Genomic DNA, 22472 nt, shown 5'->3' on the forward strand with positions numbered 1-22472 from the left:
GAACCCGGAAGCTAAGCCTCACAGCGCCGATGGTACTGCAGGGGGGACCCTGTGGGAGAGTAGGACGCCGCCGAACAATCATTCAGAAAAGACCCTCTCCCGATCCGGGAGGGGGTCTTTTCGCATTCCCGGTCCAGCCGCAGTGTTGCTCCGACCACCCGGGTCCTCTTCGCGCTCCTGGTGGCCATGGCCGGCGGCGTCGTGGTGGCGCAGACCACCTCACGTCGGCCGGAACCGCTGCTGCGGCTGTCCCCGCACGAGCGGAGGTGCTGGAACTGATGGCCGAGGGCTGTTCCAACTCGGCGGTCTCCCTCCGTCTCTCGGTGAGCGACGGAGCGGTGGCCAGCCACATCGCCGATATCTGCACCAAGCTCGAACTCGCCCCGGCCGAGAACGCCAACCGTCGGGTGCCGGCGGTGCTCACGCGCCTCAACGGCACGGCGTGGAAAGCCCGCTGACGGTCCGCCCGGTCCTGAGCGGGGGTTCGCGCAGCCTGCGGCCCGTCGCCGCGCCCGGTGGCCGCGCTCGGCACGGTCGGCCGCGGTGCCCCCCGCCGTGACACCCGAGGCTGCGGGAACGCTTAAACAGGTGTACGAGTAAACTCCGGTGGGCCGAGCCCGGAGGTCGCTCGACGTCCGGCGGCCCGACCAGCGGGACCCGGCAGTCGAGGCAGCGTACGGCCGCAGCCGACATCCAGGGGTTGATAGACGTAATGGCACGCCCAACGCTCACCAAGGCCCATCGGGGCCTGCTCGGCCTGGTCGCGGCCGGCGCCTGCATCATCTCGGGCATCGGTTTCGCGGGCTCGTACAACGCGGTGCGCGAGCTGGCTATGGAGAAAGGTTTCGGCGCCTTCTCCTACGCCTTCCCGATCGGCGTCGACGCCGGCATCGTCGTGCTCCTCGCGCTCGACCTGGTGCTGACCTGGCTGCGGATCCCCTTCCCGATGCTGCGGCAGACCGCCTGGCTGCTGACCGTCGCCACCATCGCGTTCAACGCCGCCGCCTCCTGGGGCGATCCGCTCGGCATGGGGATGCACGCCGTCATCCCGGTGCTGTTCGTCGTCGTGGTCGAGGCCTCCCGCCACGCGGTCGGCCGGATCGCGGCGATCACGGCGGACCGGCACATGGAATCGGTCCGGGTGATGCGCTGGCTCCTGTCGCCGGTGCCGACCTTCCGGCTCTGGCGGCGGATGAAGCTCTGGGAGCTCCGCTCCTATGACGAGGTGATCCGGCTGGAGCAGAACCGCCTGGTCTACCGGGCGCAGCTGCGCTTCCGCTACGGCCGGGGCTGGCGCCGCTCGGCGCCGATCCAGGCGCTGCTGCCGCTCAAGCTGGCGAAGTTCGGCGTGCCGCTGGACCCGGCTTTGCTCGACCGGCTGGACGACGAGGCGCGCGAGCGCGAAGCCAAGGAGGCCCTGGCGGGACAGGAAGCGCGGGAGTTCGATCTCCCGGAGGGCCGCACCCCCGCGATCGCCCCGGCCGCAGGCCCGACAGCCCCGGCAGCCCAGGCGGTCCCGCAGGCTGCCGCGCAGCCTCGCCAGGCCGGCCCGCGGCAGGCGCCGCAGATCCAGCAGGCGCCGCCCCAGCCCGGTGCGGCGCAGGCCCATGCCGCCCCCGCCGCCCCCGCCGTCGCGCCGCTGCCCGCTGAGGTGGCCGCGCCCATGCTGGCGAAGCTGGCGGCCGTCCGGCTGCGTGCCGCCCACGAGCCGGAGGAGGTGGCCGCCGCCGTCCCGCAGCCGCCCCGGGAGGAGCTGAACGTGTGGACCGAACGCCCGGTCCGCACCACCGGCCACCCGGCCGACGCCGCCCCGGCCGGGCGCGTGCCCGGCCAGGCTTCGCCCTGGTTCAAGCCTCCGCGCCCGGTTGCCGACGAGCCCGCCAGCGCGCCCGCTCCCGCCCCGGCCCCCGTCCCCGCTCCCGTTGCCGGCGCCGGCCAGACCTCCGCGTCCCGGCCGCAGCCCCAGGGGCCGGCCGCCTCGCAGCAGTCCGAGCAGCCGGTCGAGCCGCAGCACCAGCAGCACCAGCCGGCCCCGCAGCAGGGGCGGCCCGCGAGTTCCGAGCAGCCGGTCCCGGCCGAGGAGCCCGCCCAAGCCGAACCCTCCGAGCTTCGCCCGGCGCCCTCGCGCCTCGACCCGGACCTCGCCTACGAGGCGCTGGTCACGTACATGGACAACCACGGCCACCAGCCGGATCCGCAGCGGCTCGCCGACTGGCTGACCAGGGAGTACGGCGTCACCGGCAAGGGGGCCGACGGCTCGGTCCACCCCAAGGAGGTCGCCGAGCTCTTCCCTGAGCTGCGGGACCGCTACGCCGCCGCCGGCAGGGACTGACCCTCCCCGGGCCGGCCGGCCGGCCGGACGCGCCGCCGTCCACCGCTCGGTCGGGCATTGACGCCCGACCGGGCCGGAGCTACCTTCACATCAACAAATTGTTGAAGCCTTGGTTTGGCGTGGAGGAGTGCGGGATGTCGCAGGTCGAGGTCGACGGTAGCGGGCCGACGGGCGGGCCCTCCTTCTCCGCCGCCGCGCGGGACGCCGTGGAGGCGCTGCTCGCCCCGGTCGACGCCGACCTGGCCCGCCGCTACCCGGGCGAGTCCGGGACCAGGCAGCCGGTGCACACCGTCTACGTCCCGGCCGACGCCTTCGCCGCCGACACCGTCCGGGAGTGGGGCCGCCAGGCCCTGGAGGCCTTCGACACCCACGCCGCCACGCCCGCCGACCTGGCCCGCGCCCTCGGCGTCGCCGACGACGACCTGCTCGCCGACGTGCACGCCCGGGTACGCGCCAAGCTGGAGCGCGAGCCGATCGAGGACCTGCGGATCGACTTCGAGGACGGCTACGGCCCCCGCCCCGACGCCGAGGAGGACGCGGCCGCCCGCCGCGCCGCCGAGCTGGTCACCGCGGCCGTGGCCGAGGGCAGTGCCCCGCCGTACATCGGCATCCGCGTCAAGTGCATGGAGGCGCCGGTCCGCGCCCGCGGCATCCGCACCCTGGAGCTGTTCCTGGCCACCCTGCTGGCCGGTGGCGGTCTGCCGGAGGGCTTGGTCCTGACCCTGCCCAAGGTGACCTACGCGGAGCAGGTCACCGCACTGGTCCGGCTGCTGGAGGACTTCGAGCGCCGGGCCGGGCTGCCCGCCGGCCGGATCGGCTTCGAGATCCAGATCGAGACCACCCAGGCCATCCTCGGTCCGGACGGCCGGGCCACCGTCGCGCGGATGATCGAGGCCGCCGAGGGCCGCGCCACCGGCCTGCACTACGGCACCTTCGACTACAGCGCGGCCTGCGGCGTCAGCGCGGCCCACCAGAGCATGGACCACCCGGCCGCCGACCACGCGAAGGCCGTCATGCAGGTGGCCGCGGCCGGCACCGGGGTCCGGCTCTCCGACGGGTCGACCAACGTCATCCCGACCGGCTCCACCGAGCAGGTGCACGCCGCCTGGAAGCTCCACCACGACCTGGTCCGCCGCTCGCTGGCCCGCGCCTACTACCAGGGCTGGGACATGCACCCGGCGCACCTGCCGACCCGGTACGTCGCGGTGTACTCCTTCTACCGCGAGGGACTGGCCGCTGCCGCCGCCCGGCTGGCCGCGTACGTCGCCAAGGCGGGCGGCGACGTGATGGACGAGCCGGCCACCGCCCGGGCGCTCAGCGGCTACCTGCTGCGCGGCCTGGACTGCGGCGCCGTCGACCTCGCCGAGGTCACCGCGCTGACCGGCTTGGACCGCGCGCGGCTGGACGCCCTCGCCGGTCGCTGAGCCCGGCGACGGACCCCGGAGCCGCGGGAGCCCCGAACCCCGGCCCGCGGAGCCCGGGAGCCCCGGACTCCGGCCTGTGAACCCCCGGGACCCCGGATCCCCGGATCCCCGGATCCCCGGGTCCGCCGGCCCCGCTGCCGGACGCCGGTCCGGGCGGTCCCCCTCCGGTCCGTCGATCCGCCCACCGGCGCCAACTAGGCTGGCGGGGGGGGTCGGGGGGGCGGGGGGGAACGCAAAACTCCTCTCTCCCCTGGGGGAAACCACAGTCCTTTTCCCCTCCCCGCCGCCCCCCCCCCCCCCCCCCCCCCCCCCCCCACCCCCCCCTCCCCCTCCCCCCCCCCCCCCCCCCCCCCCCCCCCCCGCCAGCCTTCGCCGTCCCGGGGAGAACCACCGCGTCATGTCCGCCACGCCGGAGCCCACCGCCAGGCCGTACCTCACCATCCGGCGGGCCGGCAGCCACGAGATCGAGATCAAGAAGTCCCGGTTCATCTGCCACCTCGGCCGGGTCGCCGACGAGGAGGAGGCGCAGGCCTTCATCGCCGGTGTCCGCAAGCAGTACTGGGACGCGCGGCACAACTGCACCGCCTTCGTGGTCGGCGACGAGCAGCGCCGTGAGCGCTCCAGCGACGACGGCGAGCCCGGCGGCACGGCCGGCGTACCCATGCTGGAGGTGCTGCGCCGCCGCGGCCTGACGGACACCGTCGCCGTTGTGACCAGGTACTTCGGCGGGATCAAGCTCGGCGCCGGCGGCCTGGTGCGGGCGTACGGGAGCGCGGTCTCGGAGGCGGTGGACGAGATCGGCCTGCTGGAGCGGCGGCCGGTCGCCCTGCTCGCGGTGACGGCCGACCACGTGCGGGCCGGCCGGGTGGAGAACGACCTGCGGGCGGCCGGGTACGCGGTGAGCGACCTGGCCTACGAGGCGGCCGGGGTGCGGATCGAGGTGGGGGTGCCGGAGCCCGGGGTGGCGGCCTTCCACACCTGGCTGGCCGAGGCGACCGGCGGCACCGCGACGGCGGTCCCGGCTGGCCGCACCTACGTCGAGGTCCCGGTCTGAGCCGAGGCTGAGCCGAGGCGCCGGGAAGGGCGCCGCGGGCCGGCCGGGTTCCGGACACACATCCGGCCACTTCGGCACCGCCCGTTCCGGCGCGCCGACGGCCCGCCTAGCCTGAACCGGCCGGCGGCAGGAAGCCGTCCGGCCGCCGCAGGACGCCCCCAGGAAGCCGTCGCGATGCCCGTGGTCCGGACCATCACCCTGCCCCCGGGCGGGGACACGGGCTGGCACTACCACCCGGGCCGGGTCGAGGTGGTGGTGCTCTCCGGGACGCTCACCCGGACCCTGCACGACGGCCGGGTCGAGGTCAGCCGCGCGGGCGACTCCCTGGTCGAGGAGGCCGGGCCGGTCCACATCCACGTCGGGCGCAACCTCGGGGCCGAACCCGTGGTACTGATCGCGCACTACGCCGCGCCGGCCGACTGCCCGCTGGCCGTGCCGGTCGCGGAACCCGCGTGGAGCCGCGGCTCCGCCCCGCCCGCCGGGCCTGAGCGGACTCCGGCCGCCCCCGGGCGGGCACCACGGTACGCGCCGTCGTCGGGGCCCGGGACGGGCCGTCCCGCGTAGCCGAGGCCTCCGCCACGCGGAAGACGGCTTGAACAGATTCACTCGAACGTAGGGTCATGCGCCGGAGTTGGAACTTCCGCTCCGGGCCGTGGCGTTTCCTGGGCAAGGATCCGGCGGAACCGGACGAAACCCATCGATGGAGGACACAGGACCCCACCCCGCACCACGGAGGTACGCGCATGACCTCAGACCGTTCGACTCCCGACCGCACGACCCCGAACCGGCCGACCCAGAGCCACCCCCGCTCGCACACCGGTGCCGACGTCCCCGGCCCGCGCGGTCCCGCGACGCCCTACCGGATGACCGTCACCACGGCCCTTCCGCACGCCGACGCCGTCGCCCTCGCCGACGAACACCTCGCCTCCTGGCTGAAACGGGAGGGCTACGAGGAGCCCCCACCCGCCGCCCGCAGCCGGGCCGGGGCGCAGGCCGCCCCCGATCCCGCCGAGCGGCTCCGCCTGGGCGAGCGGGTCCTGCTCGACCGGGACCACGGCCCACTGCGCGGCGGTCCGGGCAGCGGCCGCTACGACCGCCGCCGCCTGCGCACCCCGGCCCCGCACGGCACCCAGCAACTCACGCTCACCGTCGCCACAGCGGCCGAGGGCCGGACCTGGGTCCGGCTGGAGGCCGAGACGCACAGCACCGGGAGCGGTGTGCGGACGCCCTGCCGGGTGCCGGTGCCCGAGCTCACCCGCTCGCTCCTGCCGCTGCTCGACGCCGGCGACGGCCCGGCCGCCGTCCACCCCGCGCCCCGGGTGATCACCGCCGAGGAGGTGGACGGCCTGATCGACGAGCTGTGCGATCCGGAGCGCCGGATGCCCACGGTGGTCGCCAGCGTGCCGGTGAACCTCCCGCTGGAGGGCTGGGTCGAGGACGTGGTCGGTCCGCTCTGCCACCAGCTGCCCGGGCTCGCCACCGCCTACGTGCTGGATCCCGGCGCCCGGACGGCGTTCAACGTCGCACTGGAGTACCACACCGTCTACGGCGGTGCGGTCCGCACCTACCTGCCCGAGGTCGACCCGGCCTCCCGCACGGACGGCGCGCGACATCCGGTGCTCGCCCGGAGCCGAATAGAACAGGACCTGCGGCGCGCCGCCGCGCTGCTCGCCCGTGAGCCGCGCCGGCTCGCCGCCGACCAGCCGCTGCCGCCGCCGCTGGCGGCCGTCCCGGTGCTGCGCGTCCCGCCGGCCCAGCTCCGCCGGACCGCCGTTCGCCCCGGCATCCCGGCCGAGACCGCTGCCCGCGCCGCGCGATCCGCCCAGGCCGAACAGGCCGAACGGGTCGAGCGGGCCGAACTGGCCGAGCTCGCACGGGAGGAGCAGCAGGACCGCGCCGAGCAGCAGGCCAGGGCCGACGAGCTGGAGCGGGTCCGGCGCACCCTGCGCCTGGAGCGTCACGACCGGCGCGACCGGAGCCAGAACCGGGAGGGCCACGACCCGCGGGAGGTCCGCGAGGGCCGCCTCCGGTCCGGCGTCCGCGCCCTGACCGGCCGCCACTGCACCGGCGCGGGCGTCGGACCGGCCCTCGGGCAGCACTCCGGCACCCCGGACTCCAGCCGCTGCGGCAAGCCCGAGTCCTTCACCGAACTCATGTCCCGGCTGGGCGAGTTCCCGCTGCTGACCTTCACCGGGGACCAGAAGACCACGCTCGCCCTGGACGAACTCCGGCGCACCGGCGCCGGCTGGGCCCGGCTCGCCTGGGACGGCCTGACCGCCCTTCAGGAGTACGCGGAGGCGGCCGTCCGCGGCGCGGCCGGCGGGGACTTCAAGCAGTGGTGCGAGCACACCCCGGAGGGCTGTCACCGCTTCCCGCCCCGCAAGGCCGTGCGCGGCGAGTCCAGGACGGTGTTCAGCCACACCAAGTGGAAGCGCGAACGGATGCTGCCGGTGCCCGAGTGCGTGGACGCCTCCCGGCGTGCGTTCATGGGAGCGCACCTGCGGATCGGCGGCGGGCGCACCGCACCCCGGCTGCACTACCTGGACGACTGCTCGGGCAGTGGCCGGATCTACGTCGGCTACATCGGTCTGCACCTGACCAACACCCGGACCAACTGACCGGCTCGGCTGACCGCCGCGCCCGTTCGGTGGACAATGTCCGGCAGGGGTGGGTCCGCGGGTTCGTCGACCGCCCCGGGCAGGCGCCGGACGAGCATGGGGGAACGACGACCGATGCAGCACTCAGCAGACGGCCGGTCCGACGGCGCCGCGACCGTTCGGTCCCCCCAACCGGGCTTCCTCGCCTCGGTGTTCCGCGACCTGGGCGTCGACGAGTCCCCGGAACCGGAACCGGACGGTGCCGTCACCGGCCGCTCCACCGGCCGCCCCGGAGGGGGAATGGCCGGTGACGGCCCGTCCGTCCCGGGGCCGGCCGTTCCTGGCGACGCGGCCGGCGCACGGGTGGGCGCCACCGAGCACGGTGGCGCCGACCCGGGCACCTCCGGGCCCGACGGTTCCGCCCCCGGCTCTGCCGGCGCCGACTCGGCCGACCCGGAGGAGGCCGTCGCCGCGCACGCCCGGGCCGCCGCCCTGACCCACCACCGCACGGTCACCGTACGGGCCGAGCACGACCGCTTGGCCGACCTGCTGCGACGGGCCGCCCTGCCCGTCTCGGCGATGGACTTCGAGAGCCAGCTGCGCCACTACGAGCCCCGTCCCTACCCGGCCGGCGGTCCCGACGCGGTGGACGAGGCCGAGCCCCGCTGGGAGGACTTCGCGCCCGCCGAGCCGGCCGTCGCCGACCCCGACGCCGCCCCGTCCCGCCGCCTGCTCGACTCCGGCTACCAGCGCGAACTGGCCCAGGCCCGGCTCGCCCACCAGCGCGCGCTGCGGGAGTGGCGCACCCGCCGCGCCGAGGCCGGCAGCCCGGCCGTCGACGAGTCCCGGCGCGCCCACGCGGCGGCCGAGGAGGCCCGCGCCCGCGCCGTGCGCGAGTACAACGAGAGCCTGGAGGAGTGCCGACGGGCCTACCGGCTGGCCGAGCCGGCCGCCGTGGAGTCCCTGCTGGAGCGGGCACTGGCCGCCGCCGAGACCGCGACCCAGGACCTGCCCGCCCCCTGCCGGGCGGTGTTCCGCCCGCTCACCCGCACCGCCGTCCTGGACCTCGACCTGCCGCCGCTCGACCTGGTGCCCTCGCTCACCGGTTACCGGCTCGCGCCCGACGGCGACATCGTCCCGGTGCCGCGCCCGCCGGCCGACCGGGCCACCGACTACCTGCGGCTGGTCGCCCGGCTGGCGCTGCGCGCGCTGCAGGCCGCCGACGCCGTCGACACCGAGGAGATACTCGCCGGGGTCGTCCTCAACGGCTGGCTGCGCGAGCCCGGCGCGGCCGAGCCGCTCTGCCTGGTCAGCGTGGACGCCGACCGCGACGCGCTGGCCCGGACCCGGCTGCTGCCGCCGGAGACCCCGTACGAGGAGCGCGACGACGAGGGCGTCTACGCCGACGCCGAGCAGGACGAGGCCCTGGTCCGGCTGCGCCAGCTGGACGCCGCCGTGACCCCGGACCCGTACGGCCGGGTGGCGGTGCAGCCGGCCGCCCAGGCCGGGGCCGCCGTGCCGGCCGCGCCCGACCTGTCCGGCAACGAGTTCGTCCAGCTGGTGCGGGACCTGCTCACCCGGGGCGGGCTCGCCGACTGGAGCGTACGGCTGCGCGGTCCGGCCGGTCTGGTCGCGACCGGGGAGGGCGCCCCCGGCAGTGCGCTGCCGGGGCGCTGGGTGGTCTGGGCCTCCCGGGGCGCCGAGCCGGTCACCGCGGAGCAGATCACCACGTTGGCCGAGGCGGTCGGCGAGGAGGCCGCCGAGCGCGGTCTGCGGCTGACCACCGGCCGCTTCACGGACGAGGCCCTGGACCTCACCGCCGAGGAGACGCACCGGCATATCCACCTGATCGACGGCGACGGCGTCCGGGAACTCGCCCGCACCCACCTCGGACTGCCCCTCGCCGCCGGCCGCTGACGGCCCCCGATCCCGAGGATCCCCCCGACGGCCCATCCGGCGGGCGTCCCGCCACGCCCGGACCGAGGCTGGAGAACGGGCTCCCGGTCGCGCCCGGCACCCCGTCGACAGTCGTCGAACGGCCGTCCGGTACGGTCGGCGGTCGGCCCGGAGACGGGCGGACCCCAGGGGGAGAGGAATGGGCAGCACACCACACGGCGGTACGGGCGATCCGGCCGCCCCGGCGGCGGAGCCGGCCCGATGACCGCCGTCCTGGTCGCCGCCGGGGCCTTCCTGATGACGCTGATCGGCGGGTTCGTCGCCCAGCGCACCGGCGACCGCCGCCACCTGGTGCTCGGCTTCGCCGCCGGACTGATGCTCGGCGTGGTCGCCTTCGACCTGCTGCCCGAGGCGATCCACCAGGCGCCGGGCGAGGTGCACGGCGTGCCGCAGGCGCTGCTGATGTTCGCGGCCGGCTTCCTCACCATCCACGTGGTCGAGCGCGCGGTCGCCATCCACCGCGGCCACGAGGGCGAGTACGCCGAGCACACCCACGGCGGGCACCACCACGGGCACTCCCACAGGACCGGGCACCAGGGCGTGGGGCTGACCGCCGCGCTCGCGCTGGTCGGGCACAGCATGATGGACGGCTTCGCGATCGGCGCCGCGTTCCAGGCCGGCACCGCGGTCGGCACCGTGGTGGCCATCGCGGTGGTCGCCCACGACTTCGCCGACGGCTTCAACACGTACACGATCACGCGGCTGTACGGGAACAACCGCCGACGGGCGCTGACCCTGCTGGCGGCGGACGCGCTGGCCCCGGTGTCCGGCGCCGCGATCACCCTGGCGTTCACCATCCCGGAGCACCTGCTCGGCCTCTACCTGGGCTTCTTCTCCGGCTTCCTGCTCTACCTGGCGACCTCCGACATCCTCCCGGAGGCGCACAGCCCGCACCCCTCGCGCAGCACCCTGCTGTGCACCGTCGCCGGGGTCGGGTTCATGTGGCTGGTGATCGGCTTCGCCAAGTGAGGCGGCGCGCCAGCGTCGGCCGCGGCCGGGACCGCCGCCCAGTCCGCTCCCGCCCCGCTCCTACAGCCGCCCCCAGCACTCGCGCATCGACGCCAGCGCCTCGGTGATGGCCGGCCGCCGGGAGGCCTGGGAACGCCAGAGCGCGTAGACCCGTCGGCTGGGCTCGGGCGTCACCCGGCGGGCCGCCACGCCGGGCGGCAGCGGTCCCCGGCCGAGCTTCGGCACCAGGCCCATCCCGAGGCCGGCCGCGACCAGCGCGATCTGCGTCTCGAACTCGCCGACCTGGTAGCGCACGTCCGGCTCCTCGCCGGCCTCCCGCAGGGTGCGCACCAGCCAGTCGTGGCAGATGTTGCCCGGCGGCACGCTGATCCAGCGCTGCCCGCACAGCCGCTCCACCGGCACCGGATCGAGTGCGGTCAGCTCGTGGTCGGCGGGCAGCAGCAGGTCCACCGGGTCCGTCCCGAGATCCATCCGGGACAGCCCCTCCTGCACCGGCAGCGGGACGGTCGGCCAGTCCTGCACCAGCGCCAGGTCCACCTCGCCCCGGGCCACCAGCTCGGCCGCCGGGTACGGATCGCGCTCCAGCAGCCGGACGTCCAGTTCCGGGCAGCGCCGCCGCAGGTCGGCCAGCACCGCGGGCATCAGCCCGCGCGCGCCGGACGCGAACGCGGCCACCAGCAGTCGTCCGACCGCCTGGCCGCGCTGCTCCTCCAACCGCACCTCGGCCCGCTCCACCAGCCCCAGCACGGTCTGGGCGGTCACGGCCAGCTCGCGCGCCGCGTCGGTCAGCACCACACCCCGGCCCTGCCGCTCCAGCAGCACCGTCCGGGTCTCCCGCTCCAGCTTGGCGATCTGCTGCGAGACCGCCGAGGGCGTGAACCCGAGCGCGGCCGCCGCGCCGCCGACCGAGCCGTGCACCGCCACCGCGTGCAGTGCCCGAAGGCGCCCCAGGTCCATCATGCAGCGATCCTAAAGTGTCTCCTTCAGAATTCATCGCTGGTGCTACACGGTTCGGCCCCACCATGCTCGGCCCATGACCGCGACACCCGCCGCCGCGAGCGGTACGAGCCCGGGCCCGACCGGCACGGCCCCGATCCGTACGAACCCGCTCCGTACGGGCCCGCTCCGTACGAACCCGAGCAGCACGCCCACGAACAGCACGACCCCGGGCAGCACGTCGCCGGGCGGCGGGAAGCCGGGCGGCAGCACCCTGAGCGCGCCCCACATCGCGCTGGCGGTCCTGGTGGCCGCCGTCTGGGGTCTCAACTTCGTCCTCATCCACGTGGGCCTGCAGAACTTCCCGCCGCTGCTGTTCTGCGCCCTGCGCTTCGCCGTCGTCGCGGTGCCCGCGGTCTTCCTCGTCGGCCCGCCCGGGGTGCCCTGGCGCTGGGTGGTCGCGGTCGGCGTGGTGCTCGGGGTGGTCAAGTTCGGGCTGCTCTTCCTCGGCATGCACGCCGGGATGCCGGCCGGGCTCTCCTCCCTGGTGCTCCAGGGGCAAGCGGGCTTCACCGCGCTGTTCGCCGCCGTGCTGCTGCGCGAACGCCCGGGCGGGCGCCGACTGCTGGGCCTGGCGATCGCCTTCGCGGGCATCGCCCTCAGCGCGTACGACCAGGGCGCCGGAGGCCCGCTGGGCGCCTTCGCGCTGGTCGTCCTCGCCGCCGTCGCCTGGGGGCTGGCCAACGTGCTGACCCGCAAGGCCGCGCCGCCGGACGCGCTGCGCTGGATGGTCTGGGTCAGCGCCGTGCCGCCGCTGCCGCTGCTGGGCCTGTCCCTGCTGGTCGAGGGTCCGTCCGCGGACCTGCGGGCGCTGCGCGACATCACCCCCGCCGGGCTCGGCGCGATCGGCTACGTGGGGCTGGTCTCCACCCTGCTGGGGTTCGTCGCCTGGAGCTTCCTGCTGCGGACCTACGACGCCACCGCCGTGGCGCCCTACTCGCTGCTGGTGCCGGTGTTCGGGATGTCCTCGGCCTGGCTGCTGCTGGGTGAGCCGGTGAGCGCGACGGCCGCGGCGGCCGCGGTGCTCGTGATCGCCGGGATCGGGATCACCGCGCTGCGTCCGGGGACGTCGAGCGCCGTGGCGGCCCGGCGGCGAGGAAACGGGCCTCGGCGGAGCGCAGCACGCGCAGCAGCACCTCCTCGTCGGCGGGGCTGACCTCGCCGAAGTACTCCTGCGCCACCTCGTCCCGGACCTGCCCGATCCGCTCCACCGCCGCGCGGCCGGCCTCGGTCAGCAGGATCCGCACGGCCCGCCGGTCGGCCGGGTCGGGGCTGCGCTCGACCAGGCCGGCCTCCTCCAGCGCGTCCACCACGGTGGTGGCCGAGCGCGGGGCGATGTGCAGCTTGTCGGCGAGGTCGCTCAGTCGCATCGCGTGGTCCGGCGTCTCGCAGCCCGGGACGTGCGCGAGCGTGCGCAGCGCGCGGGCCTGACCGGGGGTGATGCCGTACGGCTCCAGCCGCCAGCCGGTCTGGCGCCGGATCCGCTTGATCGCCCTGGTCATCGCGTCCGCCATCTCGGTGGCGGTGGCTGTGGCGGGGGTGCCGGGCAGGGCGGGGGAGTCGGGCGACTCGGGGGCATCGGGAGAGTTCGGGCGACCGTGCGAGTCCCGGGGGCCGGGGGTGCGGGGAGTTCCGGGGGAGTCCGCCGGGTCGTCGGTCGGCGTGGTGGTCATCGGCGGTCTCCTCGGCTGGTGTCCGGCCAAGCGTAGCGACCGGTCCGGCATCCTCGGTGCTCGGCCGACGACGGCCGCGGAAATATGTTGAGCTTAGCTCAGTATCTACGTTAGCGTAGACGCGAGTGAGGGCACCCTAAGTTCCCTCCCCGACCCTGGAGGGCCCATGCCCACGTCCACCGCCCGCGTCGCCACCGACCGCCCCGGCCGCTACGCCAAGCAGCTCGCCGCCCACATGGGCCGCAAGATCGAGGCCGCCTACTCCGAGGAGACCGGCCGCGGCACGCTGGCCTTCAGCGCCGGCACCGCCACCCTGGAAGCCCGGCCCGACGCCCTGCTGCTCACCGTCGAGGGCGAGCGGGGAAACCTGCCCGGCCTGGAGGACGTCGTCGGGCGCCACCTCGTCCGCTTCGGCGCCCGCGACGAACTCGTCGTCGCATGGCAGCGCGACAACGGCGAGCCCGGCCTGGTTCACCGCAACGAGGACCCCGAGGCCTGACCCCGCCCGGCGCCCGGCCGGGGGAGCCGGCGGTCGAGCGGCCACAGCACCAGGACGGCCAGGCACCAGCCGGCCACCACGTCCAGCAACCAGTGGAAGTCGCTCCACACCAGCCCCGCACCCACCCCGAGCGCCAGCAGCGCCGCGCCCGCCGTCAGCCCCCGGGCGGCGCGCGGCCCGGACACCCTGGCCAGCAGCAGCGCCGCCACCCCGTACGAGACCGCCGCGGTCGTGGTGTGCCCGGACGGGTACCAGCCCCACTGCTCCGGCGTCAGCGGCTCCCCGAGCGGACCGGGCCTCGCGAAGGCCGCCTTCGCCGGGACCACCAGCAGCGGGATCAGCCCCGCCGTCAGCGCCGCCACCGGCAGCGGCCACCACCACCGCCCGGCCCGAGTCAGCCGCCACCGCCAGGTGGCCAGCATCCCGGCCAGCAGCAGCACCGGCACCGCCGGGACACCGCCGCCCAGGTCCGACAGCGCGTGGCCCACGTGGTCGAGGAGGGCGCTCGGGACGTCGTGGCGCGCCGTGTGCACCGCCCGGCGCACCGTGCGGTCCACGCCGAGCAGCGGCCCGTCCACCGCCACCTGCCAGGACACCACCAGCAGCACCACCGCCGCCACCGCCGGCACGGCCACCGACCGCGACGCCCGGGCCACCCGGCCCCGGACAGCGGACAGCCGCCCCGGAGCAGGGGGGAGAGCTCCGGGGCGGCTCTGATGATCGCCGTTCCGTGCGCCCCGGGGGGTGTGGGTCGGACGGTCGGTCGATCGGCCTGCGGTATGCACCGCCCCTCCCGGGGCGGCCTGGTTGTCCTCGTGGGGCCCCCGCGGACCCGCCCCCGAGGGAAGCTCCGCGGACGGCTCCGCCCATGGCTGAGGCTCGCTGTCCATCTGCGATGACACTACGTCAACAGCCCTTCCGCGCCGAGCGCCTTCAGCGATTCCGCACATCATCTTCACCCTGCGCAGGGCAACCCCCCGGGGCGTCCCGTCGATCACGCCCGGCCGTCGTGCCGGGCCCGCACGAACCGAACGGCCCGCACGAACCGAACGGCCCGCACGAACCGAACGGCCCGCACGGACCAGAGGTCCGCACGGGCCGTTCAGCGCTGTCCGGACATCCCTCCGGCGGGCAGGTGGCGCCTCGATCAGGCGGCGGTGGCACCCTGGAGCGCGAACGCGCCCTCGATGATGTCCAGACCCTCGGTGAGCAGGTGCTCCGGGATCACCAGCGGCGGCAGGAAGCGCAGCACGTTGCCGTAGGTGCCGGCGGTCAGGACCACCAGGCCCTCGGCGTGGCAGGCCTTGGCGATCGCGGCGGTGATCTCCGGGTTCGGCTCCTTGGAGCCCGGCTTCACCAGCTCGACGGCGATCATCGCGCCGCGGCCGCGGACCTCGCCGATCACGTCGAACTTCTCCTGCATCGCGCGCAGGCGGCCCAGCATGACCTCGCCGATCCGCTGCGCCTTGCCGTTGAGGTCCAGCTCCTTCATGGTCTCGATGGAGCCCAGGGCGGCGGCACAGGCCACCGGGTTGCCACCGTAGGTGCCGCCCAGGCCGCCGGCGTGCGCGGCGTCCATGATCTCGGCGCGGCCGGTCACCGCGGCCAGCGGCAGACCGCCGGCGATGCCCTTGGCGGTGGTGATCAGGTCCGGGACGATGCCCTCGTCGTCGCAGGCGAACCACTGGCCGGTGCGGCAGAAACCGGTCTGGATCTCGTCCGCGACGAACACGATGCCGTTCGCCTTCGCGTACTCCACGATCGCCGGCAGGAAGCCCTTGGCGGGCTCGATGAAGCCGCCCTCGCCCTGGATCGGCTCGATGATGATCGCGGCGACGTTCTCGGCGCCGATCTGCTTGTTGATCATGTCGATCGCCTGCGCGGCGGCCTCGGCGGCGCAGTTCTCCGCACCGGTCAGCCACCGGTAGGGGTACGCCACCGGCACCCGGTAGATCTCCGGGGCGAACGGGCCGAAGCCCTGCTTGTACGGCATGTTCTTCGCCGTCAGGCCCATGGTGAGGTTGGTGCGGCCGTGGTAGCCGTGGTCGAACACCACGACGGCGGTGCGCTTGGTGTAGGCGCGGGCGATCTTCACCGCGTTCTCGACCGCCTCGGCGCCCGAGTTGAACAGCGCGGTCCGCTTCTCGTGGTCACCCGGGGTCAGCTCGTTCAGCTGCTCGGCGACGGCCACGTAACCCTCGTACGGGGTCACCATGAAACAGGTGTGGGTGAAGGCGGCCAGCTGCTCGCTCGCCTTGGCCACCACGGCCTCGGCGCTGTTGCCGACGTTGGTCACGGCGATGCCGGAGCCGAAGTCGATCAGCGAGTTGCCGTCCACGTCCTCCAGCACGCCGCCGTTGGCGCGGGACACGTACACCGGCAGGGTGGTGCCGACGCCGGCCGCCACCGCACCCAGCTTGCGGGCCTGCAGCTCCTGCGACTTCGGACCGGGGATCGCGGTGACCAGGCGGCGCTCCTGCGGGAGCGGCGTTGCGGCGCTCATGGGGTTTCTCCAGACTTCTCGGCTCGGTACGTCGCAGGCTACGGCCGCCCTCCCCGCGCGAGCATGCGCCACTCGGTAGCAGTGCGCCGTCCGACTTGTCCGGCTCGGCCAGCGCGGGTGGCGCGACTACCCGCAGGCTCCGCTCCACTACCCTGAGCGCGGGCGTGTCGCCGGTACGGCGGCATGGGTATGGCGGCACCGACGGCGGTCGGGCCGGGCGGGCGAGGGAGCGGGGCCGTACATGGCACAGGACGGGTCACACCACCACGGCGAGCGCACCACCACCAGACCCCCGACCCCCCTCCCCCACCAACGACCCGGCACGGCTTCCCCCTCCTTCGACCTCGCAGGCTGGGCCTGCGCGCCGCGCCCCGAAGCCGAACCGGGCATCTACCGGCTCGGCTACCGCCCGATCGACCCGGAGCGGGCTGAGGCGGCCAAGGTCGCGACCTGGCCACTGCTGCTGCGGGCGGGGCTCAACGCGGTGGTGGCGTGGTTGGCCTTCGTCTACGGCACGCAGTTGGTCCTCCATCTGATCGTGATGACGGTCTGGGTCGAGCACCCTTCCGAAACCTTGGTGACCGTTGTCGGCCTGTCGGTGAATTTCGGGGTGGCGGCGGTCGTCATCAAGGTCTTCGGCCGGATGGGTCGTTGGCCCGAAGTGTGGCGCCGGTACGTCGCGCCGCTGCTGTCGCGGACGGTGACGCAGGAGGAGCGGGCGGAGGAGGACGTGCCGGCGGCCGAGGCGGCGCGGCGGCAGGACCCGTGGGACGGCCTTCGGCAGGGCGGTGCGGCCGAGGCCGCGGCGCGGCTCGACGCGGAGCCGGTGGGGGACGTCGACTACGTGCGGATCCAGCGTGCGTGGGAGTCCGCGCAGGCGGACCCGGTGTTCGTGCCGGCCTTCGCCGAGCAGGTGGCCGCCCGGGGCGCGGCGGCGTTCGCCCACCCCTCGGAGTCGCGGGAGCTGCCCGGTCGCGCCGAGCAGCACGATCTGCTGCTCGGCCAGGTCCGGCTCGGTACCGCGCAGGACGTCCCGAAGAACCCCCTGAGCCACCGGGCGGCCGGTTTCGCGCTGGATCCGGCGGTGCTGGGCACGTCGGTGCTGGCGGTGGGACCGGCCGGGACGGGGAAGACCGCGCGGCTGGCGAGGCCGGTGGCGGAGGCGTTGTGCCTGCAGGCGCTGGCCGGCACCGCCTGCGCGGTGGTGGTGGGGGCGGCGGACGCCGATCTGGGCCCGGACGCCTGGTACGACGTGGTGATCGCGCCCGGGGACCCGTCCTCGGTGTACGGGCTGGACCTCTACGGGGCCGCGCAGGACCCGGACGAGGCGGCCGCCCGGCTGGCCGAGGCGCTGCTTCCGGACGAGCTGACCGCCCGTGCGGAGAACGCCCGCACCGCGCTGCAGCAGGTGGTGGGCCCGTTCCACGCCGCGTACCGCCGCTACCCGGGTGTGCGCGAGCTGCGGGCGCTGCTGGCCGGTGAGCCGGACGCGCTGGCGGCCCTGGTGAAGGCGCTCGGTACGGCCGGCCGACTCGCTCTCCACGAGCGGGACCTGGAGTACCGCGAGCGCCAGCGCGACCGGGCGGACGATCCCGGGGCGTTGCTGGCTGACCGGCTGGCGCTGCTGGACCGGCCGGCCTTCGAGGGCGCCTTCGCGACCGACGGCACCGGTCGGCCCCCGTTCGCGATGCGGGTGCTGGACCACCCGCTTCGGGTGCGGGTGAAGCTGCCCGAGCGCAGCCACCCGGAGGCGGCCCGGATGCTGTCCCGTCTGGTCGTGGGTCAGTTCGTGCAGGCGGCGGGCGCGCGCGAGGACCGTTCGCTGTTCGCGGGCCTGGTGGTGGACGACGCCTCGGCGGCGCTGGACGGCACCGCAGTGCGCGGCCTGCAGCGGATGCGGGGCGCCAACGCGGGGGCGGTGCTGCTGCTGCGGACCCTGGTGGACCTGCCGGAGGCGCTGCGGGCGCCGCTGTTCGGCGCGGTGGGCTGCCGGATGGCGTTCCCGGGGATCGCGCCCTGGGACGGGCGGCTGTTCTCGGAGGCCTGGGGGACGCACCTGGTGCAGGAGACCGCCGTCACCCACACCCCCGACACCTCCGGGGGGGTGATACGGCGGGCGGGGCGGGTCGGGCGGAAGGCGTTGTCGGGGACGACGGCGCAGACGGAGTCGGTGACGACGCGGGATGTGGAGCGGCTGCGGTGGTCGCCGTCGGATCTGGCGCACGCGTTGCCGGCGGGGCACGCGGTGGTGTCGTTGACGGCGGTGTCGGGGGAGCAGGTGCCGCCGTTGCTGGTGGATCTGCGGGGGTGAGGCGCGGCGGGGCGGGGAGCCGGGGGTAAGTCGCCTTCGAGGTGGATTCGGCAGTGCCGGTTGTCCGGAGCGTCCATAATGAAGGGGAGAGACCCTCACCAGTCCCACGTCCCTCTCCTCGCCCGGCCGCAACGGCGCGGTCAGGTCGATCCCCCGAAGGTGCCATGCCCCCCACACTCGCCTCCGTCGTCCGCAACAGCTCGCTCCATCTGACGGTCCTCGCCGGCGCGGACCATCTGGAGCGGCCGGTCCGCTGGGTGCACACCAGTGAGCTGGACGACCCGACGCCGTTCCTGGAGGGTGGCGAGCTGCTGCTCACCACCGGGATCAAGCTGGGCCGTACGGCGGCGCAGTTGCAGGCGTACGTGCACCGGCTCGCCGATGCCGGGGTGGTGGGGCTGGGGCTCGGGGTGGGGTTGTCGCACACCGAGGTGCCGCAGCCGCTGGTGGACGCGGCGGCGCAGCGGGGGCTGCCGCTGCTGCGGGTGCCGGAGCCGACGCCGTTCATCGCGATCAGCAAGGTGGTGTCGGCGGCGCTGGCCGCGGAGCAGTACGAGGCGGTGACGACGAGCTTCGAGGCGCAGGAGGAGCTGACCCGGGCCGCGCTGGGCAAGGACGGCACGACGGCCGTGGTGCGCCGGTTGGCGGCGCGGCTCGGTGGCTGGGCGGCGCTGTACGACGGGTCGGGCGCGCTGTCGGTGGTGGCGCCGGACTGGGCGGCGCGGCGGGCCGGGCGGCTGGCGGCGGAGGTGGACCGGCTGCGCCGGCGGCCGGCGCCGTCGAGTGCCGCGCTGCAGGGGCGGGCGCCGGGGATAGACACGGCGGACGAGGACTACGTGGTGGTCCAGTCGCTGGGGGCGGACCGGCGGGCCCGGGGTTTCCTGGCGGTCGGGACCGAGGACCGGATCACGCCGACCGAGCGGTACGTGCTGAACGCGGCGGTGGCGCTGCTGACCCTCACCCTGGAGCGCTCGCGGGAGCTGCGGCAGGCGGAGGAGCGGATGGGCGCGGCGCTGCTGCGGATGGTGCTGGCGGGTGAGGTGGTGACGGCCCGGCAGGTGGCGGCGGGGCTGTTCGGCGGCCTGCCGGAGGGGACGATACGGGTCCTGGTGGCCGGGGCCGGGCCGGCGAACGCGGATGCCGCGGAGGCGTTGGGGGAGCTGGGCGACCGGGCGGAGCAGGCGGGTGCCCGGGTGGGCGAGAAGCTGCTGGTGGCGCGGGAGGACGGCGCGCACGGGCCGCGGTTGATGGTGCTGGCGCTGGACAACGGCGCGGTGCACCGGGCGTGTCTGGGCGCGGTGGAGGAGCACGAGGGCCTGTCGCTGGGCGTGTCGGCGCCGGCCGCGCTGGAGGAGGCGGGGACGGCGCACGCGCAGGCCGAGCGGGCGTTGGCGGTGGCGTTGCGCGGTGGCCGCCGGGCGGTGGACCACGAGGAGGTCGGCGCGGGTTCGCTGCTGCCGCTGCTCGGCGAGGACGCGGTGACGGCGTTCGCGGAGGGGCTGCTGCGGCCGCTGCGGGAGCACGACCGGACGGCCCGCGGGGACCTGGTGGCCTCGCTGCGGGCGTGGCTGTCCCGGCACGGCCAGTGGGACGCGGCGGCGGCCGATCTGGGCGTGCACCGGCACACGCTGCGCTACCGGATGCGGCGGGTCGAGGAGCTGCTGGGCCGGTCGCTGGACGACACGGACGTGCGGATGGAGCTGTGGCTGGCGCTGCGCTCCGGCGAGGAGTAGCCGGCGGGGAGTGTGGGCGGGGAGCGGGTGCCGGGGACGCTCGGGGAACGGGCGGTCGGCGGGGAATCGAACACCCCCTGGACGCGGTGGAGTGGCTCCGGGGCCGAACGCTCCTAGTCGGCCAACCCGGTCGGCGCGTCGTCCCGCCTACCCTCGGGTTCTGGTCCCACGTCCGTGCGGGCCGTACGACGACGAGGAGAGGGCCGGTACCACGGTGACCACCACGTACGATTTCTGGCTCGCCGGCCGCCGGGCGAGCGGTGACGCCGACTTCGAGGTGCACAACAGCTGGGACGGCCGTCTGGTCGGCAAGGTGAGCATCCCGACCGAGGCCCAGGTCGAGGAGGCGCTGGACGCCGCCGTGGCCGCGCTGCCGGTGTTCGCCGCCACTCCGGCGCACCAGCGTGCCGCCGCCCTGGACCACGTGGCCAAGCGGCTGGCGGAGCGCTCCGAGGAGATCGCCCGGCTGATCACGGCCGAGAACGGCAAGCCGATCAAGTGGGCGCGCGGCGAGGTCGGCCGCGCGGTGTCGGTCTTCCGCTGGGCCGCCGAGGAGGCGCGCCGCACCAACGGCGAGACCATGCGGCTGGACACCGACCCGGGCGGCGTGGGCCGTTTCGCGGTGGTGCGCCGGTTCCCGCGCGGCGTGGTGCTGGGCATCGCCCCGTTCAACTTCCCGCTGAACCTGGTCGCCCACAAGGTCGCCCCGGCGATCGCGGTCGGCGCCCCGATCATCCTGAAGCCGGCTCCGGCGACCCCGCTGTCGGCGATGGTGCTGGGCGAGATCCTGGCCGAGACCGACCTGCCGGCCGGTTCCTGGAGCGTCCTGCCGGTGCCGAACGACCGGATGCCGGCGCTGGTGCAGGACGAGCGCCTGCCGGTGATCTCGTTCACCGGTTCGGACAAGGTCGGCTACCAGATCATGGACTCGGTGCCGCGCAAGCACTGCACCCTGGAGCTCGGCGGCAACGCCGCGGCCGTGGTCCTCGCCGACTGGTCCTCGGAGGCCGACCTGGACTGGGCGGCCACCCGGATCGCGATGTTCGCCAACTACCAGGGCGGCCAGTCCTGCATCTCGGTGCAGCGGGTGATCGCCGACGCGTCGGTGTACGACGCGCTGGTGGAGAAGGTCGTGGCCAAGGTCAGGGCCCAGGTCACCGGTGACCCGAACGAGGACGCGACGGACGTCGGCCCGCTGGTCGACGAGAACGCCGCGAAGCGGGTGGAGTCCTGGGTGGAGGACGCGGTCGCCAAGGGCGCCAAGGTGCTGACCGGCGGTACCCGGGAGGGCGCGACCTACGCCCCGACCGTGCTGGCCGAGCTGCCCGGGGACGCCATCCTGGCCACGGCCGAGGTGTTCGGCCCGGTGCTCTCGCTGCACAAGGTGGACGGCGTGGAGGAGGCCTTCGCGGCCGTCAACGACTCGGCGTTCGGCCTGCAGGCGGGCGTGTTCACGCACGACGTGCAGACCGCCTTCCGCGCCCACCGGGAGCTGGAGGTCGGCGGTGTGATCATCGGCGACGCGCCGTCGTACCGCGCCGACCAGATGCCGTACGGCGGCGTCAAGGACTCCGGCGTCGGCCGTGAGGGCGTCAAGTACGCGATGGACGACTACACGGTCGAGAAGGTGCTGGTGCTGACCGGCCTCGACCTCTGACCGGCCTCGACCTCTGATCGACCCGCCGACGCAGGGCCCGGTTCCCCGAACCGGGCCCTGCGCGCGTTCAGCCGTCGTGTCCGGCCGCGGCGGCGACCGCCTCGTCGACGGTGGCGTTGCCCTCGGTCAGCTCCAGCGTCTGGCCGGCCGTGCCGGGCTCGCGCAGCAGGGCGGCGAGGACGGCGGCCACGTCGGCGCGGTCCACCGAGCCGCGCCCGACCGAGGGGGCCAGCCGGACCAGGCCGGTGCCGGGGCCGTCGGTGAGCCGTCCGGGGCGCAGCACCGTCCAGTCCAGCGTGGTCCTGGCCCGTACCGCGTCGTCGGCGGCGCCCTTGGCCCGCAGGTAGGTCTCGAAGACCGGGTCGGCGGGGTGGTGGGCGCGGGCGTCGGCGCCCATCGAGGAGACGATCAGGTACCGGCGGACTCCGGCGAGTTCGGCGGCGTCGGCGAGCAGGACGGCCGCGTCCCGGTCGACGGTGTTCTTGCGCTCGGCGCCGCTGCCCGGCCCGGCTCCGGCGGCGAAGACCACCGCGTCGGCGCCGACGAGCAGGTCGGCGAGCTGCGGGGCGGTGGCGGCCTCCAGGTCGAGCAGCAGCGGCTCGGCTCCGGCGGCCAGTAGGTCCGGGGCCTGTTCGGGGCGGCGGATGATCCCGGCGGGGCGGTCGCCGCGGTCGGCGAGCAGCCGTTCCAGTTTCAGCGCGATCTGTCCGTGGCCCCCGGCGATGACGGTACGCATGGCTCCGACGGTAGCCCGGGGGGTGCCGGGTC

At 75.2% G+C, this 22472-nt stretch carries 18 protein-coding genes and 1 rRNA gene; 14 read left to right on the plus strand and 5 right to left on the minus strand.

Translation table 11 applies throughout. The features are described 5' to 3' along the window. From rrf to ACZ6Y7_RS37410, 9 genes are all read left to right on the plus strand, one after another. Positions 1-76: ribosomal RNA gene (rrf, locus tag ACZ6Y7_RS37370) — 5S ribosomal RNA — on the plus strand; the annotation flags it as partial. Positions 77-266: 190 nt separating this feature from the next. Continuing rightward, positions 267-458: a LuxR C-terminal-related transcriptional regulator gene (locus ACZ6Y7_RS37375; RefSeq protein WP_465762435.1), complete on the plus strand. Its 192-nt coding sequence runs from the start codon at positions 267-269 to the stop codon at positions 456-458. 254 nt (positions 459-712) lie between these two features. Next, positions 713-2332, plus strand: coding sequence for a DUF2637 domain-containing protein (locus ACZ6Y7_RS37380; protein ID WP_465762436.1), 1620 nt, complete (start codon positions 713-715; stop codon positions 2330-2332). A 134-nt stretch (positions 2333-2466) separates the two neighbouring features. Next, entirely contained in the window at positions 2467-3756 is a 1290-nt protein-coding gene (locus tag ACZ6Y7_RS37385; protein ID WP_465762437.1) for a DUF6986 family protein, read from the plus strand. Between the two features lie 397 nt (positions 3757-4153). Continuing rightward, a complete protein-coding gene (locus ACZ6Y7_RS37390) occupies positions 4154-4810 on the plus strand; it encodes a YigZ family protein (protein ID WP_465762438.1) in 657 nt (218 codons plus the stop codon). Positions 4811-4984: 174 nt separating this feature from the next. Beyond that, positions 4985-5374 (plus strand): cupin domain-containing protein, encoded by a 390-nt coding sequence (locus ACZ6Y7_RS37395; protein ID WP_465762439.1) that lies wholly within the window; start codon positions 4985-4987, stop codon positions 5372-5374. Positions 5375-5553: 179 nt separating this feature from the next. Beyond that, the gene (locus ACZ6Y7_RS37400; protein ID WP_465762440.1) at positions 5554-7428 is read left to right on the plus strand and encodes a hypothetical protein; all 1875 of its coding nucleotides are present in this window, start codon (positions 5554-5556) and stop codon (positions 7426-7428) included. Positions 7429-7542: 114 nt separating this feature from the next. Then, complete coding sequence (locus ACZ6Y7_RS37405) at positions 7543-9324, plus strand: restriction endonuclease (protein ID WP_465762441.1); 1782 nt, start codon at positions 7543-7545, stop codon at positions 9322-9324. 240 nt (positions 9325-9564) lie between these two features. Then, the gene (locus ACZ6Y7_RS37410; protein ID WP_465762442.1) at positions 9565-10332 is read left to right on the plus strand and encodes a ZIP family metal transporter; all 768 of its coding nucleotides are present in this window, start codon (positions 9565-9567) and stop codon (positions 10330-10332) included. A gap of 60 nt (positions 10333-10392) precedes the next feature. Here the strand turns inward: ACZ6Y7_RS37410 and ACZ6Y7_RS37415 are convergent, their stop codons facing one another. Continuing rightward, positions 10393-11292 carry a LysR family transcriptional regulator gene (locus ACZ6Y7_RS37415; protein ID WP_465762443.1) on the minus strand — a complete coding sequence of 300 codons (900 nt, stop codon included), beginning with the start codon at positions 11290-11292 and terminating at the stop codon, positions 10393-10395. A 250-nt stretch (positions 11293-11542) separates the two neighbouring features. Between ACZ6Y7_RS37415 and ACZ6Y7_RS37420 the strand changes: the two genes are divergently transcribed. Continuing rightward, positions 11543-12484 carry an EamA family transporter gene (locus ACZ6Y7_RS37420; RefSeq protein ID WP_465762456.1) on the plus strand — a complete coding sequence of 314 codons (942 nt, stop codon included), beginning with the start codon at positions 11543-11545 and terminating at the stop codon, positions 12482-12484. Here the strand turns inward: ACZ6Y7_RS37420 and ACZ6Y7_RS37425 are convergent. Further along, entirely contained in the window at positions 12375-13001 is a 627-nt protein-coding gene (locus ACZ6Y7_RS37425) for a MarR family winged helix-turn-helix transcriptional regulator (protein ID WP_465762444.1), read from the minus strand. The two genes, ACZ6Y7_RS37420 and ACZ6Y7_RS37425, sit on opposite strands and share 110 nt — an antisense overlap. Positions 13002-13167: 166 nt before the next feature. Here ACZ6Y7_RS37425 and ACZ6Y7_RS37430 point away from each other — a divergent pair, with 166 nt between their 5' ends. Continuing rightward, positions 13168-13500, plus strand: a complete 333-nt coding sequence (locus tag ACZ6Y7_RS37430) for a DUF2218 domain-containing protein (protein ID WP_465762445.1) — start codon at positions 13168-13170, stop codon at positions 13498-13500. Here ACZ6Y7_RS37430 and ACZ6Y7_RS37435 read toward each other — a convergent pair. Both ACZ6Y7_RS37435 and gabT read right to left on the minus strand, forming a co-directional pair. Further along, positions 13473-14135 (minus strand): phosphatase PAP2 family protein, encoded by a 663-nt coding sequence (locus ACZ6Y7_RS37435; RefSeq protein WP_465762446.1) that lies wholly within the window; start codon positions 14133-14135, stop codon positions 13473-13475. The two genes, ACZ6Y7_RS37430 and ACZ6Y7_RS37435, sit on opposite strands and share 28 nt — an antisense overlap. Before the next feature lie 512 nt (positions 14136-14647). After that, on the minus strand, positions 14648-16003 hold the full coding sequence (gabT, locus tag ACZ6Y7_RS37440; RefSeq protein ID WP_465762447.1) for a 4-aminobutyrate--2-oxoglutarate transaminase: 1356 nt from the start codon (positions 16001-16003) through the stop codon (positions 14648-14650). Between the two features lie 241 nt (positions 16004-16244). On the opposite strand from gabT, the gene ACZ6Y7_RS37445 reads away from it, so the two are divergent. From ACZ6Y7_RS37445 to ACZ6Y7_RS37455, 3 genes are all read left to right on the plus strand, one after another. Beyond that, the gene (locus ACZ6Y7_RS37445; protein ID WP_465762448.1) at positions 16245-18314 is read left to right on the plus strand and encodes an ATP-binding protein; all 2070 of its coding nucleotides are present in this window, start codon (positions 16245-16247) and stop codon (positions 18312-18314) included. A 164-nt stretch (positions 18315-18478) separates the two neighbouring features. Beyond that, positions 18479-20047, plus strand: a complete 1569-nt coding sequence (locus ACZ6Y7_RS37450) for a PucR family transcriptional regulator (protein WP_465762449.1) — start codon at positions 18479-18481, stop codon at positions 20045-20047. A gap of 214 nt (positions 20048-20261) precedes the next feature. Next, entirely contained in the window at positions 20262-21704 is a 1443-nt protein-coding gene (locus ACZ6Y7_RS37455) for an aldehyde dehydrogenase family protein (protein WP_465762450.1), read from the plus strand. Positions 21705-21771: 67 nt separating this feature from the next. On the opposite strand, the gene ACZ6Y7_RS37460 is transcribed toward ACZ6Y7_RS37455, so the two are convergent. Beyond that, the gene (locus ACZ6Y7_RS37460) at positions 21772-22440 is read right to left on the minus strand and encodes an NAD(P)H-binding protein (RefSeq protein ID WP_465762451.1); all 669 of its coding nucleotides are present in this window, start codon (positions 22438-22440) and stop codon (positions 21772-21774) included. Positions 22441-22472: the final 32 nt, after the last annotated feature.

The organism is Kitasatospora sp. NPDC053308 (genome assembly GCF_055585785.1).